This window comes from Butyrivibrio hungatei DSM 14810 (genome assembly GCF_900143205.1).
Lineage (GTDB): Bacteria > Bacillota > Clostridia > Lachnospirales > Lachnospiraceae > Butyrivibrio > Butyrivibrio hungatei.
Map to the genome: position 1 here is coordinate 1 of NZ_FRDH01000008.1, position 18,371 is coordinate 18,371.

The window sequence follows — 18,371 nt, forward strand, 5'->3', positions numbered from 1 at the left end:
CCTCATGTCCGAGACTTAATGCTTAATAGGATTAAATAAAGAACCATACGACGGTTATCGCTTAATGATAACCGTTTTTATGTGCCAAAATAGTGCTATTTTAAGGCTTCTTTTTTTATTATGAGCATATGAAATAAACCTTTTGCATAAAATATTCAGGACTAAATGCATAAGGTTATGCAATAAGTCATTTTTAAGCATTAAGTCCCGAACGTCCTCAAACTCAGTATCTGCCTATATTTAAACTATAGCTTTATTTGTGTTTTTTCTTTAATAGTGAGGGCTTCAAAATTATTCTATCTGGATCTATCTTCTTGACATGTAGAAGCTTCAAGAAATCTTTTCCAAGCAGAAGATTAGCAAAATCATATGGAGCTCTTTCATTTAAACTCTTCCTTGGATAGCTATTTATATGAATTACCATCAGATTAACATCTTTCTGAGAAAGGTTATCAAAGCTCTTGCCTTTAGGAAGTATATAACGTATGAACTCATGATTACGTTCTAGTTTTCCTTTTTGCCAGGAACAGTATGGATCACAGTAGAACACGGTTGTCTTTATTTCACCATACCTGTCACATTCCATTGCATAAGGATTACCAAATTCAATGCCTCTGTCTGGTAATAGCACCTGAAATATCTGCTTGAACATTTCTATTCCTATCAGGTCGCAAAGATCATTTAGAGCATTAATTACACACTCTTGATTATGCTTTTCCAACAGAAATGCGAGCATGAACATTGATTTTTCATGTAGAAGAGTAAGAAGACATTTTCCTCCATTTGAACCTATGACAGTATCCATTTGCCATACATTTATATCCGGGTGTTTTAGTAGATATTTTCCATAATCAGCGTATGTCCTTTCATAAACGAATGTCTGGAAGCTCTCAGGTCTCTTCCCGTGATTGTAACGAACCTTGTATCTGACTTTTCTTGGCATATCTATGTTTCTGGCGGAGAGATAACAATTATCAATGTAATCATATAAAGTAGTTCTACCGCAGGGAATTTCAGATTTATGACTCATATAAATAGCATCAATAGATTGCCCTTGCAAGAGAAGAGGAGATACTATTTCATCAAGTTTTATCATTTCTGACTCTGACAAAGAAATGCCTTCTCTTGAAATGCGAAGCAGCTCATCTGATTTATACTGAGCACTTTTGGCATTATATCTGTATTTTTCTGAGAAGCACGAGAATTTTAGATGATGTTCACAACCATTGCAAACAAAAGGAGCTTTTAAGATTCGTTCACACCTGTACTTAACATATTCAGAACATTTATCAGTATGACATCCAGATAGACATCCATTGCAGGGATGTTTGCAGCCTAGATTACCGCATATATCACGAATTGTACAGGATTCCTCGTGTACACATTTTACAAAATCATTTCTTTTGGGATGAAAAGGGATTCTATTTCTATAAACCTCCCTAGCAACAGTTGACTGAGACCTATTAAGAAATGAAGCTATCTTATTAAGAGAGTAGCCTTTGATTAATCCTTCCTCAATTCTTACACGTTCATCAAAAGAAAGATGCTTATGCATTTTAACCTCCTTTATTAAGCACATTCTGATGATGTTCTAGGACTAATAAAAAAATGACTATTAAGTTATACTATAATTATAAATACATCCGGAACTTATTGCATAATACTATTTTATTAAGCATTAAGTCTCGTATATCCGCATTAAAATATGTATTTTACTCTATACAAATATCCATTTGGGGATAGTAACAAACTTTTTCGCAAAATTCTAGTTTTACGAAAAATGAAATTGTGATATAATAGACCTAGGCAAAATAAAGCCAATATTTTGGCTTTAACAGCGCCTCAAGGTCTATTTTATTTTTGGGGGAATCTAATATGCCAACAAACAGGATAAACTATTCCGACAAGATAAACGCACTCTTAAATGAAATGCCTGATTTTGTCAGCGACTTCATCTACAACTTTGGCCGCGTTGAAAATTATGCAACTAAGCTTGAATATTGTCGTGACATTAAGATCTACTTAGAATATCTTATAAATTTTCTTCCTCAGTACAGCGAAAAATCCATAAAGGAACTCACTATTAATGATGTAGCTTCTGTAGAGATTCTTGATATTAACAGGTTCCTGACAACGCTTTCAGGTAATCATAAGGAATCTACAGTTAAAAGAAAACGTGCTTCATTATCAAGTATGTATGGCTTTTTCGTAGCTACAGGTAAAATGCCCCGAAATCCAATTGCCGCTACAAAGACAATTAAAATTCCTGAAAAGGATGTTATTTATTTAACAAATGATGAGCAAAGAATACTCTTAGATACTGTTAGGCACGGAACCAAATTGCATGAATCCGTTGCCAAGGTTCATTATATCTATGCAGACAGAGATTCAGCCATGTTCCTTTTACTGTTAGATACAGGCCTTCGTGTATCTGAGATGCTAGAAACTGATATTATCGACTACAACCTTGATGATTGCAGCGTTGTTGTTACCAGAAAAGGTGGCGATACTCAAATTGTCTATTTTAGTGATGAATGCAGGGATTATCTGGACATATACTTCTCATCACAAAAGGCCAAATACGGCATAAATAACCTTAAATTCCCTGCTTTTACTACTTCTACCGGTAATAGACTAGGCGTAAGAGCTGTAGAAATATTGGTAAAAAAATATGTATCTGTTTGCCTTCCAGAAAAAGCCAGGATAATTTCCCCACACAAACTTCGTTCCAGCTTTGCTATGAGCTTTTATGCAGCAAGTAACAACAATATCTTATTGTTAAAAAAGAAAATGAATCATAAAAGCATACAGACAACAAATATATATGCAAAAGCTTCAGATACAGCAATGAAGGATTCAAGATCATTACTTCAAGGTTTAAGATAATAATAAGAACATAATAAAGCCTGTAGGAAATTCTATTCCTACAGGCTTAAGTTTTATTACAGATTATGCCTTAGAACTTACAATAGATTTAAGTAGTGAATCAACTGATGTATCTTTAAATGACTGACCATTTATATCGGCAAAGAAATTTACCTTTCCATCTTTTCCAATACTGATACCAAAATTGGAAATTTCATCGTCATCACCAGTGTTCTCTTCTATCTTCTTACTAAGATCGCTGATCTTATTCATAGCATCATCAATATTTTTAAGAAGCTTATCCTTAGCCTTTTTATCCTTCTCATCGTCAGATGCTAAAAGCTTCATCTCATCTTCAGATAAAATGATACTGTACTCAAGATCTCCACCTATCTGAGATAGATCATCATCAGGCCCTGCAACAAATATGTCTGCATTTTCGTATTTCTTTTGCAGCATATCGACAACCTTGCCAAACATCTCAACTTCTGGAGAGAACTCAACAGATGCGCTACTACCTACACCAGTACCAAAAACAGTGTTTTTTACATCCTTTTTTGAGACTATATCTTTTGCTTCTGATTTAGCCTTACCTTTTACGGTAAGATTTTTGCCAATGTTACTGTTTTGAAGGTACTTATTGATAGAATTACTGATATTAGTATTCATGGCTTTCCTCCTTGAAAGATCATGCACAGATTCCATTCTGTGATCAAACTATATTATTACAATTGCACACTTTTCCTATTCTTTTATCCATTACAAGGTCAGCATATCATCCAAATTAATGAATAACAATTAAAAAAGAATAAACAATATTTCAAACAAAAATAAACTTTCAAAACAGAAAAACCCATCTTGAAAGTTTATTTAAATCATTTAATTATTCTATTAACTCAAGCCTTTCTAGCCTGCTCAAAATCTTCAATATACTGAGTGATAAACTTAACTGTACCTTCTATACCAAGGATGCTAGAATTGATGCAAAGATCATAGCTATCAGCTCTTCCCCATTTCTTGGATGAATAGTAGTTGTAATAGCTCTGACGCTGCTTATCTTTCTTATTCATCATTTCTCTGGCCTTATCATCAGAAGTAATATCATCAAATCTCTCTCTGATTCTCTTAATCTTTGACTCTTCATCAGCACAGATAAAAAGATTTAATACATTTGGAAATTCGCTAAGCGCATAATCTGCACATCTTCCTACGATAACGCAAGGACCTTCCTCAGCGATCTTCTTTACTGTATCAAACTGTGCAAGAAATACCTTATGACTGATAGGCATATCTACAAAACTAGATGAATTATAGCCAAAAGAATATGTATCCATTACCAGGTTATAAAGAAATGAATTTGTAGGCCTTTCATCGTGGTTCTGGATCATCTCTTCACAAAAACCACTTTCCTTAGCTGCTCGTGAAAGAAGCTCTTTATCATAACACTTTATTCCAAAGTGATTTGCTACCATTTCCCCTATTTCTCTTCCGCCTGATCCAAATTGTCTTCCAATAGTGATTATAGTATTCATAAATACTCCTTCCCCCTTTTTCTTTTATTTTACTCTATTTGAGAACATCAAGCAAATGCGAAAAGTACTCTGGAAGAGGTGCATTTGTCTCAATATACTCATTAGTTGTAGGATGTACAAAACCTAATATTTTTGCATGCAAACATTGACCATTTGTCTTGAATTTACTTTTTCTAGAAGAATAAACTTCATCCCCTAAAAGAGGATGTCCGATATGAGCCATATGAACGCGAATCTGGTGAGTTCTACCTGTTTCTAGCTTACATTCTATATAGGTAAAAGAATCCTCCTCAAATCGCTTTAAAACGCGAAAATGAGTAACTGCTTCTTTACCACCACTTTGAACAACTGCCATTTTCTTTCTATCATTAGGACTCCTGCCAATAAGTGTACTGATAGTTCCTTCATCTTCTTTGATGATACCGTAACAGATAGCATGATAAACTCTGTTAATAGAATGTTCCTTTAACTGCTCAGCTATCTTTTGGTGTGCATTATCATTTTTACAGATAATAACTGAACCAGTTGTATCCTTATCGATCCTATGAACGATTCCAGGCCTTAAAACGCCATTGATTCCAGATAGATTATCCTTACAGTGATACATCACTGCATTAACTAAAGTGTCTTTATAATGACCAGCTGCAGGGTGAACAACCATATCTTTTGGCTTATTCACAACAAGAACGTCACTATCTTCATACAAAATATCAAGTGGAATATCCTGAGGTAAGATCTCTGGAACTTCAACAGGAGGAATCTCCATCTTAATATGATCATTTTCAGACACAACGAAACTGGCCTTAACAATCTTGTCATTGCAGGATACTTTTTTATCATCAATTATCTTTTTGATATATGTACGAGAAAAAGAATCGATCAGCTCACTGATAAGCTTATCGATCCTGTATCCGTCATATTCATCTGTTACATAATACTCAAAAAGATTATTGTCATTATCCATTATTTTATTTCCCTGAATTTCTTTTGCTGCTTGAAGCTTAAGAAGTTAAAATCATTTTCCTTGTAATAGAAAAGGAAAAGAATGATAAACAAAAATGTTGCTACTGTAACATAAATATCAGCCACATTAAAGATTGGGAAATTGATGATAACAAAATAGATGAAGTCTACAACATAATCCTGTCTTACTCTGTCTATCATATTTCCAGCAGCACCACTTGCTATCAGAACCAGAAGAATATGCATAATATCATATTTCTTGTCATCAGGCATTCTGAAAAGAACATATGCAATGATAAAAAGGATCAAAACAGCTACTAAAACAAAAAATACTTTCTGATTCTGGAATAAGCCGAATGCTGCGCCGCTATTTTTAAGGAAATTAAGCTCTAAAACTCTATTGATCAGTACTATGGCTGGCTTATCCTGTAAATATTCACATGCAAGCTGCTTGGTAAGCTGATCAAGTGCTACAAAAAGAACTACTAACACGAGATCAACGATTAAAAATATCTTTTTCTTTTTTGACATCTTATTCATAACATACTCCTAGATCAGTCATTATTTTCAATATATATTATTTCGTCTAAAGCCGCTCTCATCTCATCCTCAGTGACAGTAAGGTCGACAACAGCCTTTCCGATCTTCTTTAAAAGAACAAATCTTATCTTGTTTCCATCAGCTTTTTTATCTGACTTTGTAAGTTTAATCACATCGTCAATACTAATATCCTCGACGGAAATAGGCAAGTTAAATGGAACAAACATATCTCTGATCTCATAATACTCATCCATAGAGATCATTTCTTTCTTCCAAGAAATAAATGCAGCTGCAACACAACCAAGAGCTACGCATTCACCGTGGGCAAGTTCAAAGTTCTTTGACTTTTCAATGGCATGACCAAGTGTATGACCAAAGTTAAGAAGAGCTCTGTCTCCCTTTTCTGTAGGGTCTTTTTCAACAACAGCTCTTTTGATGTCACAACTTCTGTAAACCATCTCAAGAACAACATCAGGATCCTTGTCATCAATTTCATACATATTCTCGATAAGCCAGGAATAAAATGAAGCATCCTTAATAAGTCCATGTTTCATAACTTCAGCAAAGCCTGATGCATACTGTCTTCCACTTAAAGAATTAAGGGTTGAAATATTCATATAAACAAGACGAGGCATATAAAAAGCACCCACCATATTTTTGTAGCCATTAAGATCAACACCGGTCTTGCCACCAATACTACTATCTGTCTGAGCCAAAAGTGTTGTTGGAATCTGAATGAAAGCTATTCCTCTAAGATAAGTAGCTGCTGTAAAGCCAGCCATATCACCGACAACTCCGCCGCCAAGCGCAATTATAAGATCATGTCTGTCAAACTTATTTTCAATAAGCTTTTCATATATCTTTTCAATCTCAGTAAGATTCTTATTATCTTCACCAGCAGGAATCTCAAATATAATTATCTTAGCTGAAAGAACTTCAAGTTTCTCCTTGACTTCTTCTGCATAAAGTTTACTTACATTAGTATCTGTAATGATCGCAAATTTTCTATCTTTAAATCCAAGCTTATCAATCTCATCAGCCAGCTTATCAAAATCTTTCTCAAAAAGAATGTCATAACATGGCTTGTTGTTGTAATTTACAGTCATTCTGTTTTCCATGGCCTTATCTCCTTAAGCATAAAAAGAAAGCTGTTGACTAATTAACATTTTGTCAACAGCTTGATATTCTCAATCAATTTGCTGTGGTCCCTCTGCGATACCGCCTCCAAAGGTTCCGCTTAATATGTTCTGGAAGTCACCAGATATATCAACTGAAGCAGGTGTGATAATGAATATATATCTTGAGATCTTCTGAAGGTTACCTGATATAGCAAAGGTTGAACCTGATGTAAAATCAATGATTCTCTGTGCAATATCAACATCAAGGCCCTCAAGATTAAGCACTACAGTCCTATTTGCTAAAAGTGTCTCCGTAATCTCTCTTGCATCCTCAACAGAAGTAGGTTTGATAACACAAACTTCCATACCTGCTGTAGATAATGCCTTTCTGGATTTTGAAGGTACCTTAGGAATTGGCTTCTTTGCTTTATCTTCAGAAACATCAATTGATGGATCGTCTTTACCAACTGGTGCTCCAGTATTTATTGAATCACTCTTTGAGCTGCTATCATAGTAGCCGTCATCGGAATCATAATATCCGCTTTCGTCATCCCCATTAAGCTGAATTGCTTTTAAAAACTTATCCATTACGCTCATTGTATTAAAACTCCTCGAAAATTTTTCCCAACAAATCACATATAATATTAACTTAGTTTTACATAATCTGTCAAATTTAATTAAGAAGAACTAAGTTCAGAACCCTCATTGGAATCCTCATTTAACTCATCACCATTTTCCTCTTCTGGCATATCTTCAGAGGTTTCCTCTACTGAAGCATCGCTATTAGCAGTTTTTGCCTCTTCTTCACTACTTTCTGAACCTGATGAATCTATAGATGACTCTTTTGAAGAATCATCACTATTTGTAACAGGTTTATTACTTGCATCTGCATCAATAACAGAAGAATCAAGAATAATGTAATCATATACGTTCAGGCCATACATGGTGTTAGACCTGACAATTGCATATTCATCGTTCTGATACAAGATCTTAACCTGTCTAAAATCAGCATAACCTTTATTTATATTATAAACGCCGATCAGTGTATCAGTCTTACTTACTGTATATCTATCATTTGAATCAGGCTTTATCAATATATCACCGGTTCTGATAGTGTCAGTATCAATGTAATACTCAGTCTCAGTCTCATTATAGATTGAAAGTTCAATGAACTCTGTAGTTTCATTACCCTGTTCATCGTATTTATCTCTCAATACACCAGTAGAATTGTCATTATTTTTGATCATATAATCCTTAGGTATTAAATAAAAGGATTTATTAACGATTGCTGAATTAGGAATCTTAAGCCCGGTCTCATCCTCTGTAATGATCTCTACGCTAAGGAATCTGTCTCTGCAGAACGTGATCATGGAGTTTGTAAATGTAAGCATTACAAAGGTGTCTCCATCAGCGTTTGTATATGTAGAAACCTTGCCCCAGGACTCATCCTGGTTCTTAATAAATCGAACCTTTACATATTCAAGTTCTTCAAGCTCTTTTACCCTTTCAGGATCATTTTCCTGAATAACAATAGACCATTCTTCATTAGTACATATTTTGTAAACAGGATCGCCTGGTTTAACAAGAGTATTGTTTATAAGCTGATTCTTTTCATAGGCAGACTCATCGAAATGAGCAGCTGTAATTGTCTGAAGGGTAAGATCTTCATAACCATCTGTTGAATAAACAACTATACCAGTATCCTGCGCATTCTTATAAATGATAGATGAAAGAGTTCCGCTATTTTCATTAAGGGACTGAATATTCTGCAAAATACTACTATTAGAAAGCTTTTGAACTGTACCATCAAGACTTATCTTGAAATCATATACAGTGTAAAAACTATTGGCATCAAAAGAAGAATCAAAGTTAACTATCTGTGTTCTAAGCTCAGAAAGATCTTCATCACTAAGGGCAACTTCTTCAGATCCCTGTGACTTTAAGTATTCAAGAAGCTGACCAGATTCATCAACGGTATATACAAGATTGCCAACGGCAACTCTTCCGCCTTCTGTTGCAAAATAGTTGATGTATCCAGCATTTTCACTAGTAATGATCTTTTCTGTTCGAAGTGCAACTGCTGTATAGATATTATTTGAAGACAGGGAACCTTCAATTACCTGGTAGCCTATCATATGGTCTTTTTTAAGATAAGTAACAACACTGATCAAGATGTAGATTGCCATTACAGCAAAGAACACCATACCAATGTTTATGTTATTCAAATTTTTAGGATATCTAGTTAATTTATTGCCTGATCTATCTGACATATTTTTTCCATTCATACATTATATAAGCCGCGGAAAACCGCGGCTTATATAAAAATAATACTTTAACATTAAAGTGAAATTACAACCTTGGATTTAACACTTTCTGGAAGTTCTGACTCATCCATAGATAAACTAAGAACAAAGTCTACATTGAACTTTTCACTAAGCTTTTCAAGCTTATCAATTGTCTTGGAAATATCCTCACCTTCAAGGCAAGAAATCTTCAAAAAACTATCAAAATACATTTGCTGGAGATCATGGTCCTGAGAAATGATACCACTTACGAATCCGATAAATTCATCGGCATTTGAAACCATAAATTCTGGAACTACAATAAGACGAATTTTGTTGTTTAACTCATACATGTGCTTGGTATTCTTATCTAAGAATACTACGCTTCCGAGTACATTCTGAACCTCGGTATTAACCTTGTCCAATAAGCATTTGGTCTTTCCTTTTCCCTTTTTCCCAACAATTAACTGAACCATCGGCATACCCTCCTGCAAGTTAGAATTATTTCATGTATTAATTATAAAATATTAACTAATAAATGACAACCTTAATTAGTGATTTCAGAGAGCAAATTCGACATGTCTTTATACAAAGTCCCAGAGTCTGTATCGCGCATGATCACTGCGATGTAGGGATTTTCATTTCCGTCTTTTGCAAGTAGTATAAGACAATGTCCAGCAGCTGTTGTAGTACCTGTTTTACCACCTATTACTGTAATACCTGATGGAGCTTTGGAATTACCATTGATAAAGCCGTTAGTACTAGAAACTGACACATCTTTAGTACCACCTGATGCAGTCTGATATGAAGTTGAGTACTCCTTCATATTGATGATCTCCTGGAAGGTATCATAGCCCATGGCTGCATTAAAGATAAGGTACATATCATAAGCAGTTACATAATGGTCTTCTGCCTGAAGTCCATGAGGATTCTGGAAATGAGAATTAGTCGCACCAATGTTTATAGCTTCCTGATTCATCATATCTACAAAGCCATCGATAGAGCCACCGATGTTAGAAGCAATAAGGTTAGCTACATCATTAGCAGAATAGATCAAAAGAAGTCTAAGGGCCTGATCAAGAGTCATTCTATCTCCCTCTTTAAGGCCGACCTTCTGCGCTCCACTCTCATTTACATATACATCTGAACCAGCAACAAGCACCTGGTCTAATGAACCATATTTAAGCGCAACATAGGCAGTCATAACCTTGGTAAGGCTGGCTGGAAGTGCTTTATCATTTACATTTTTTGCAAAAAGGGTTTCTCTGCTATTAAGGTCAAAAAGACCTGCACTTAATGAATCGCCGATTTCAAGGCTATCCCGATCCACATCTGTATTGACTACACAGATATCAGATGCGAAGGTTGGATAAACTTCTGAATCCCTAGCATCTGCTGTAGAAGAAGAAACAGAATACTTAGCAGAGTAAGAAAAGTAAGAACAGCCGCTTAAACAAAAAGCTGCCACTGTTATTAACGTTATCAGTCTAAAAAACTTACTTGTACATTTCACGCCACTCAAGATCTCCCCTATCCAATGACTTTACAAGAAGCTCAGCCGAAGCAAGATTAGTTGCTACAGGAATATTATGCATGTCGCAAAGTGACATAATATTACTGATATCCGGCTCATGTGACTTAACTGTAAGAGGATCTCTAAGAAAAATTACAAGGTCGATCTCATTATGTTCAATAGCTGCGCCAAGCTGCTGTGCTCCACCAAGATGTCCAGCAAGATACTTGTGCACAGAAAGATTTGTTACTTCCTCAACTAATCTACCAGTTGTACCTGTGGCATAAAGATCATTTTTGCTAAGGATACCTCTATATGCAATGCAGAAGTTCTGCATAAGTTTCTTTTTCGCATCATGCGCGATCAGTGCGATATTCATCTAATCATAACCTCCCAAACAAATTTTTATTACCTTGAAGTCTAACGTTTAATACAAAGCCTATGCCTGCATAAACACTAAGAAGTGATGTTAATCCATAACTAACAAACGGCAGTGGCAATCCAGTATTTGGAAGCACGCCTGTTGCCACGCCTACGTTGATAAAGCCCTGAAAACCTATCCAAGCACCAACACCAGCTGCAATAAGCTCTCCTGCTTTATCCTTTGCCTTTGTTGAAATAATAAAACACTCAATAGCAATAGCAAAGACCAAAACAAGCACGATCACTGAACCCACAAATCCAAATTCTTCACCGATAACAGTGAAGATAAAGTCTGTCTGTGACTCAGAAATAAAGCCACCATTCAAAACAGAACTGATCTCATTAGTATTATAGCCCTTACCAAATAACTGTCCGGAACCAATAGCCATCATTGAATTTAAAGTCTGATAAGCCTCGGCATTAGCATAATCTTCAGGATGGAGCCAAGCCAAAATACGCCTCTGCTGATAATCTTTAAGAATGCTTGTATCTTCCTGAACAGCATTATAAATAATGAACAGTGCTGCAGGAATGGCGACTCCGAGTACTGCTACAACTATTCTCCAATCTATTCCAGCAACAAACATTATAGATGAGAAAATAAGCATTAGCATAATGCAAGTAGACAGATCAGGCTGCATAAATATGAGCCCCAAAGGTAAAGCTAAAAGAATTACACATATGACAACAAAGCCAAAATTCTTAATTTTGTCCTTATATTTCATAATAAACTGCGCATAAAATAAAATCAATAATATTTTAGCTGCCTCAGAAGGCTGAAATGTAATGCCAAGAAGGCTGATCCATCTCTGAGCACCGTTTGTTGTGCTGCCAAGAGGAGAAAGGACAAGCGCAAGCAGGACAATATTAATCAAATAAAATGGTATAAAGAGCTTAAGTATAACGCCATAATCCAGCAATGATAAAAATATCATAACCACTACGCCAAAAATCATACCTGCAGTCTGCTTTGTAACAAAATCAGGTTTAGCAGAACTGATACTCATTATTCCAATGATTGTAAGTCCAATGACCATAAGCAAAAGTGCAAAGTCGTAATTGGACAACTTGTATTTCTTTAACATACGATCTCCAAATCAGTCAGCGTTTGTAGCACCATCTTGCAGTGTCTGAGCTGTACCAGAAATAATATCATCAGTATCTTTAAGTTCAAAGTAATATGTAAGCGCCTCTTTGGTGATCTGAGCCGCATAACTTGATGTATAACCATAAGCAATTCTGGTTGCAATAGCTATTTCAGGCTGCTCATATGGCGCGTAACAAATGAACAATGAATGGTTAGGCCTATTCTTTGATTCCTGTGCAGTACCTGTCTTACCTGCAACAGAAACACCAAGATTAGCATAATATGACTTATCCTGTACAACCTGTCTCATACCAAGGTGGATAGCATTCCAGTATGCCTGCGGCATATCAACAGTATTTCTAACAGAAGAACTATAATCTTCCAAAAGGTTTCCATTTGAATCAGTAGTCTTATCTATAAGAGTAAGATTATAGCAAGTACCACTATTGGCTACAGTTGTAACATATCTTGCAAGTCCTACAGTTGTATATGAGTTAGTACCCTGTCCAATTGCAGAACGAACAGCGTCCTCATCAGAAACCTGTGGCTCAGATTCTGCAATCTCGATACCTGACTTTTCAGAAAGGCCATACATATCTGCATATTTAGCAAGCTTCTGAAGACCAATATCAGAAGAATATGAATTACCAACAAGTCCAAGCCTATAGCCAACCTCATAAAAGAATAAGTTACAGGAATTTCTGATACCCCCAGTAACATTAAGACCGCCATGTCCTCTAGGATAGATCCAGCACTTAGGTGGGTGATCAAGTTTTTCAAATATACCGCCGCAATAAATGACAGAGTCAGTTGTTATCACTCCTTCCATAAGACCAGCTGTTGAAGAAACGATCTTAAATGTAGAACCAGGCGCAGTCTTTTGCTGTGTAGCATAGTTATAAAGTGGATTAGAATTATCACTACGAAGCTTAGCGTAATACTCAGCATCTACACCATTAGCCATCATATTATTGTCATATCCAGGATATGACACAAGTGCAAGTACATCACCCGTATTAACATCAGTAACGACCATTGATCCGGTACATGGATCAAGAGCAAGCTGAGCAGGTGTGATATCCAAATTAGAGATCCTGTTTACCATGAAGGTGTATGAGGACTCTCCGCCTCTATTCCATAAAGCCTTTTCTTCTTCTGTTATCTCAACTACCTGTTGTTCCAAAAGAAGGTTACATACATCGGTTCCGCTTATATTTCCATCCAGCAAAAGATATTTGTAAAGCCTTGTCTGGAAATCATAATCCGCAGATAGTTCATCAATTATATAATTGACAATCTGATTAAAGATCTCTTCTGAATCAGCATATTGATTATCAATACTAAGCTTGCTGACATCAACCCAGTTCATAGCAATAGCATATTTAATATACTCAGTAAGAGAAATAACCTCATCTGTTGTCCAGGCAATATAAGTAGCATCCTGTTTATCAACTAAAGCAGAATTGATGATGCCATCTGAATACAGATTTGCGGCAATGTGACTCATGTACCACTGATATTCCTTAGAAAGAGATTCATAAGGAGTCTTTTTTTCTAAAAGCTCATTCCTGATCTCTGCAAGGACAGATGCATTCTTGTCCAGATAAGACTGATATACCTTACTCTCAGTATCTTTAGCCTTATCAGATGAGAAATGATTGATGTCTACAATATCATTATCAAAAACAGCATAATATACGTCATAGATAGGAATGACAATGTTGCTTGAGCTGGAAGTCTCAGTATATGTATAGGTTTTGACATTTTGTATCTTAGAAACAAGGATACCCGCAAGGGACTGCTCAATGATGTTATAGCATGCCTCAGTAAGATCCTTATCGATAGTAAGATACACGTCATTACCAGCAACAGAATCAACGTAATTACTTGTTTCGATAACCTGACCTGTATTATCAACATAAACAGTCTCAGAACCCTTTGTTCCCTGAAGAGTTGATTCCATAGCCTGCTCGATACCAGACTTACCAACTATATCATTGATTCCATAGCTGCTATCTACCTTTTGAAGTTCAGCAAGTTCATCCTCAGAAACCTTACCTGTATATCCAAGAACCTGAGAAAAATACACTGAATCAACATACTTTCTGGCAGTGCTTTCCTCGATAGATACACCATCAAGAGTGTATGCATTCTCCATAACGTCAGCCACAGTCTGATCACTAACATCAGAAGCAACTGTTGTATCAATGTACTTCTGGAAACTGTTAGCATTCATATTGTATCTGACAGTCAATATCTTTAGTGCTCTGTCATTGGTATAGCCTTTTCTTGGAACAAAGCTGGATGAAACGCCAGGCGTCTCATATTCACCAATACCAAAGGTCTTGCAAAGGTCATTAACAACCTCTTCTGCTGTTTTGGTCTTTTCCTCGTATTTAAGGTCATTAATAGATGTATGACCATAAACATCTGCAAGAAAACGAAGCTGTGAATTACCCGTTACATTAAACTCAAACTCATTATTTTCATTAAGTACAATGTTGAAATCATGATCTACGTTATCACCATTTTGTTCTATGATATCGATAAGTCTATTAAGAGTCTCGTTAATTGCAGCATTTTTTCCTGAACCAGACTTATATACGTCTTCGATAGTTACAGAGTTTGCCAGCTCATTATATGCCAAAAGATTTCCGTTTCTATCATAAATATTACCCCTGGCCGCAGGAATAGTCTTTTCCTTCTTGATCCTAAGTTTAAAGGAATCAAGATAATACTCGCCATTAATTACCTGTAGTGAAAAAAGCCTGTACACCAGGATACAAGCAAGAGAAAAAAGGACAAAGCAAACAATGACAGCTCTGGAGGTTATGAACTTTACAAATCCTTCTTTAAAATTCTCAAACAAACTTCTTTGCGCTCCTTTGCTCCTTTTCATCAATAGCATTATTGACTTTCAGGATTATAGGATAATAGAAAATAGCAATGATAGCAGTGTATACAGCTTCCGGAAGTATAACTGTCATCATGTAATAGCCAATATTGAACTTGGTTCTAAATAAGAACATCAAAACATAACAGATAAATCCGAAGATAATATCTGATATCGTAATTACCACAATAGGAATTGCCACATTTTGGGAAAAGAAAATGATGTGGAGCTTGCCGACAATAAAACCAATATACATATATATCAGAGCAAAAAAGCCTAGATATGTACCAAAGAATATGTCAACTAAAAGTCCACAAAAAAAGCCTGATAAAAGTCCTGCCCTATCACCTTTAATAAAAGCGATGGAAGCAGTCATTATCATAAGCAGATTTGGTGTTATTCCGCCAAGGTCAATAATACGAAAAATAGTAGTCTGTAAAATAAACGACACAATAACAAATATGAAATTAATTAATACTCTTCTAATATTCATAGTGTTTATTTGCCGCCATTATTTTTGAGTTCCAAAAGTACCAATACTTCATTCATGTGCTCAAAATCCACGGCAGGTGTTATAGTTCCCGATTTTGTAAGGTTATTTGAGTCATCATCGATAGTTGAAATGTAGCCGATCAAAATACCTGGAAGATACTTATCACTGATATTGGATGTAACGATCTTGTCACCAATCTTAACCCTGTCAACATCATCAACAAGCTTTGAAAAGCTAATGTAACCATTTCTGTATTTCTCAAGATCACCTGAAACAATAAGATTATCAGAGGAAGAAAGAACCATTCCACTGACAGATGAATTGTCTGCAATAATAGACTGAACCTTAGCCCAATCTGGTCCAACATCAATTACACGACCCACAAGCCCGCCGCCTGCGATAACATTCATATCAACCTGAATGCCATCGTCTGATCCTTTATCAATAACAAAGGAATAATACCAGTTACCAGCATCCTTAGCTATTATCCTGGCACCAGTCTTCTTGTATTCTTCATACTGTGCATCAAGTTCATACAAAGTACGAAGCTCTGTAAGTTCATATTTTTCCTGCTCAAGATTAGTATTTGCAATTGTAAGCTCATCAACCTGCTCTTTTAATTTCTCATTTTCTTCAAGGAGCTTAGTAATAGATGAAAGCTTATCAGTTGTTTCTTTGATACTAGTAGAAACAGATGTTATACCCTTTTGAAAAGGTACAACAAAAACACCTGCAAAAGAGTTCAAAGGCCCTGTAAACAGGTTTGTATTGAACGTGATCACAATAAGTGCCGTACATACTATTGTTAAAATAAAGAGGAGATATTTACTTGGAAGTGTAAATTCTTCTCCTCTTCTCTTGATTATGGGACTCATTTATTTATCCTCTTCAATTCCATACGCAAGAGCTTTATACTGGTCATCCTTAATAATCTTTGCAAGACCAAGTGCAACAGAACCAATTGGATTTTCTGCGATATTTACGTTAAGGCCAACACCATTGCTAAGTCTCTGAGCAAGATGGCTAACCTGTGATGCACCACCTGTAAGATAAAGACCATGCTTAAAAATATCTGCAGCAAGTTCTGGTGGAGTCTTCTCAAGAGTAGCTTTAACATTATCAAGGATAGCATCAAAGTTCTCTAAAAGAGCCTGATTGATAAGCTCTGTAGGTATCATTCTCTCAACAGGAAGTCCGGTAACGATATCTCTACCATAAACAACTGCATCTTTACCCTCTTTTTCAAGTTCCTTAAGAGACATCTTTACGTTTTCAGATGTCTTTTCTCCGATAAGAAGACCAAACTCCTTACGGATAACGTTTCTGATAGACTCATCAAACTTCTTACCGCCAACTTTGATAAGTTTACTAACAACGATACCTCTAAGTGAAAGGATAGAGATCTCAGTTGTATCATAACCAACGTTAACAACTAAAACACCCTGAGAGTTCATAACGTCAACATTCATTCCAAGTCCATCAGCAAGAGGCTTCTTGACCATCATGATCTTCTTGGCCTTGATGCCTGCATCATTGATAAGATCATGGAAAGCTCTTCTCTCAACTTCTGTTACATCCTTAGGAACTGCGATATAAACGTCGCAAGGCTTAACAGCGCCCTTCATCTGATCTGTGATAAAAAGCTTTACAAGTGTCTCCATGTGCTCGATATCAGCAATAACACCGCTATTTAAAGGATAAGATATCTTGATCTTATCTGGAGCCTTTTCATACATATCGTAAGCTGAATTACCATATGCAAAAACATTTGTTTTATTTTCTATGGCAATCATGTTTTTTTCAACTGTAAGGTTGTCCTCATCCTTGTTGAAAATCTTGATGTTGCTAGTACCGAGGTCGATTCCAAAAATATTACCCATTTCTTCTCCTTATTGCCACAAAAGCCCCTTTTCAAGGAAGCTAAAATATGACTGATCTCCTATTATGATATGATCTTTAAGATTGATATCAAGCATATTGCCTGAATCTCTGATTTTATTAGTAATACTAATATCTGCTCTCGAAGGAGCAGGATCCCCTGAAGGATGATTATGCAACATCACAATGCTGCTGGCACCTGACTTAAGTGCCTGAATAAAGATATCCCTTGGAGAAATAATAGCAGAATTAACAGTTCCCAGAGAAAGAGTTGTCTCATTGATAAGCTTTAATTTGTTGTTAAGGCTTAAGATCACAACATTCTCTCTATCCTCATGCCTTAGCCTCTCCATATAGTAACGAGCTATCATCTCTGGATTTTCAAAAGAAATCCCAATAGAAGCCCTCTGAAGAGACATTCGCTTGGAAAGTTCAGCAACACTCTTTAGCATGATTGCCTTGACTTTACCAATACCGTGAACCTTCAAAAGCTCATCAATAGAAAGACAATAAAGACTGTTAAGCCCCTTTTCCTTGGTGTTACCAAGTTCCAAAACATTCCTTGCTATATCAACAGGTGAATAACCATTTGCTCCAGTTCTGATGATAATCGCTAAAAGTTCTGCATCAGTAAGGCTTTCAGGTCCAGACTTAAGGAACCTCTCATAGGGAAGCATATCTTCACATGTATCCCCATCCGCTATCATATTGTTAAATGACTTCATCCAAATCCTTTCTGAAACGCACAAAAGCACGCCACTTCTCCAGGTGGTCAAAAAGAATA

The 18,371-nt window shown here is 35.9% G+C and carries 18 protein-coding genes; 1 reads left to right on the forward strand and 17 read right to left on the reverse strand.

All coding sequences use genetic code 11. The features are described from left to right. Window positions 1-253 precede the first annotated feature (253 nt). Entirely contained in the window at window positions 254-1,555 is a 1,302-nt protein-coding gene (locus tag BUA02_RS10095) for an IS30 family transposase (RefSeq protein ID WP_178297646.1), read from the reverse strand. Between the two features lie 320 nt (window positions 1,556-1,875). On the opposite strand from BUA02_RS10095, the gene BUA02_RS10100 reads away from it, so the two are divergent. After that, a complete protein-coding gene (locus BUA02_RS10100; RefSeq protein WP_072703611.1) occupies window positions 1,876-2,886 on the forward strand; it encodes a tyrosine-type recombinase/integrase in 1,011 nt (336 codons plus the stop codon). Between the two features lie 63 nt (window positions 2,887-2,949). On the opposite strand, the gene BUA02_RS10105 is transcribed toward BUA02_RS10100, so the two are convergent. The 16 genes from BUA02_RS10105 to radC all read right to left on the reverse strand — a co-directional run bounded on the left by BUA02_RS10105 (window position 2,950) and on the right by radC (window position 18,312). After that, entirely contained in the window at window positions 2,950-3,534 is a 585-nt protein-coding gene (locus tag BUA02_RS10105; protein WP_072703614.1) for a DUF6033 family protein, read from the reverse strand. Between the two features lie 227 nt (window positions 3,535-3,761). Beyond that, entirely contained in the window at window positions 3,762-4,397 is a 636-nt protein-coding gene (locus BUA02_RS10110) for a cytidylate kinase-like family protein (RefSeq protein ID WP_072703617.1), read from the reverse strand. Between the two features lie 34 nt (window positions 4,398-4,431). After that, window positions 4,432-5,361 (reverse strand): RluA family pseudouridine synthase, encoded by a 930-nt coding sequence (locus BUA02_RS10115; RefSeq protein WP_071176062.1) that lies wholly within the window; start codon window positions 5,359-5,361, stop codon window positions 4,432-4,434. Continuing rightward, window positions 5,361-5,900, reverse strand: a complete 540-nt coding sequence (gene lspA / locus BUA02_RS10120) for a signal peptidase II (RefSeq protein ID WP_178297647.1) — start codon at window positions 5,898-5,900, stop codon at window positions 5,361-5,363. Before lspA ends, BUA02_RS10115 begins: the two co-directional genes overlap by 1 nt. A gap of 14 nt (window positions 5,901-5,914) precedes the next feature. Beyond that, window positions 5,915-7,018, reverse strand: a complete 1,104-nt coding sequence (gene aroB, locus BUA02_RS10125; protein ID WP_072703620.1) for a 3-dehydroquinate synthase — start codon at window positions 7,016-7,018, stop codon at window positions 5,915-5,917. 69 nt (window positions 7,019-7,087) lie between these two features. After that, window positions 7,088-7,615 (reverse strand): cell division protein SepF, encoded by a 528-nt coding sequence (locus tag BUA02_RS10130; protein WP_072703623.1) that lies wholly within the window; start codon window positions 7,613-7,615, stop codon window positions 7,088-7,090. A gap of 80 nt (window positions 7,616-7,695) precedes the next feature. Further along, window positions 7,696-9,288, reverse strand: coding sequence for a biotin/lipoyl attachment domain-containing protein (locus tag BUA02_RS10135; RefSeq protein ID WP_178297648.1), 1,593 nt, complete (start codon window positions 9,286-9,288; stop codon window positions 7,696-7,698). A gap of 68 nt (window positions 9,289-9,356) precedes the next feature. Continuing rightward, the gene (locus tag BUA02_RS10140; protein ID WP_071176059.1) at window positions 9,357-9,776 is read right to left on the reverse strand and encodes a twitching motility protein PilT; all 420 of its coding nucleotides are present in this window, start codon (window positions 9,774-9,776) and stop codon (window positions 9,357-9,359) included. 71 nt (window positions 9,777-9,847) lie between these two features. After that, window positions 9,848-10,813, reverse strand: coding sequence for a D-alanyl-D-alanine carboxypeptidase family protein (locus tag BUA02_RS10145; protein ID WP_072703626.1), 966 nt, complete (start codon window positions 10,811-10,813; stop codon window positions 9,848-9,850). Further along, on the reverse strand, window positions 10,797-11,192 hold the full coding sequence (gene mgsA, locus BUA02_RS10150; RefSeq protein WP_071176057.1) for a methylglyoxal synthase: 396 nt from the start codon (window positions 11,190-11,192) through the stop codon (window positions 10,797-10,799). The genes BUA02_RS10145 and mgsA overlap by 17 nt, the downstream gene beginning before the upstream one ends. A gap of 4 nt (window positions 11,193-11,196) precedes the next feature. Then, window positions 11,197-12,321: an FtsW/RodA/SpoVE family cell cycle protein gene (locus BUA02_RS10155; RefSeq protein WP_072703629.1), complete on the reverse strand. Its 1,125-nt coding sequence runs from the start codon at window positions 12,319-12,321 to the stop codon at window positions 11,197-11,199. Window positions 12,322-12,333: 12 nt separating this feature from the next. Beyond that, complete coding sequence (locus tag BUA02_RS10160) at window positions 12,334-15,192, reverse strand: penicillin-binding transpeptidase domain-containing protein (protein WP_072703632.1); 2,859 nt, start codon at window positions 15,190-15,192, stop codon at window positions 12,334-12,336. Then, complete coding sequence (gene mreD / locus BUA02_RS10165; RefSeq protein ID WP_083385813.1) at window positions 15,185-15,709, reverse strand: rod shape-determining protein MreD; 525 nt, start codon at window positions 15,707-15,709, stop codon at window positions 15,185-15,187. Before mreD ends, BUA02_RS10160 begins: the two co-directional genes overlap by 8 nt. 5 nt (window positions 15,710-15,714) lie before the next feature. After that, window positions 15,715-16,584 carry a rod shape-determining protein MreC gene (gene mreC, locus BUA02_RS10170; RefSeq protein ID WP_071176054.1) on the reverse strand — a complete coding sequence of 290 codons (870 nt, stop codon included), beginning with the start codon at window positions 16,582-16,584 and terminating at the stop codon, window positions 15,715-15,717. After that, on the reverse strand, window positions 16,585-17,589 hold the full coding sequence (mreB, locus tag BUA02_RS10175; RefSeq protein WP_071176053.1) for a rod shape-determining protein: 1,005 nt from the start codon (window positions 17,587-17,589) through the stop codon (window positions 16,585-16,587). Between the two features lie 9 nt (window positions 17,590-17,598). Next, window positions 17,599-18,312, reverse strand: coding sequence for a RadC family protein (radC, locus tag BUA02_RS10180; protein WP_083572730.1), 714 nt, complete (start codon window positions 18,310-18,312; stop codon window positions 17,599-17,601). Window positions 18,313-18,371: the final 59 nt, after the last annotated feature.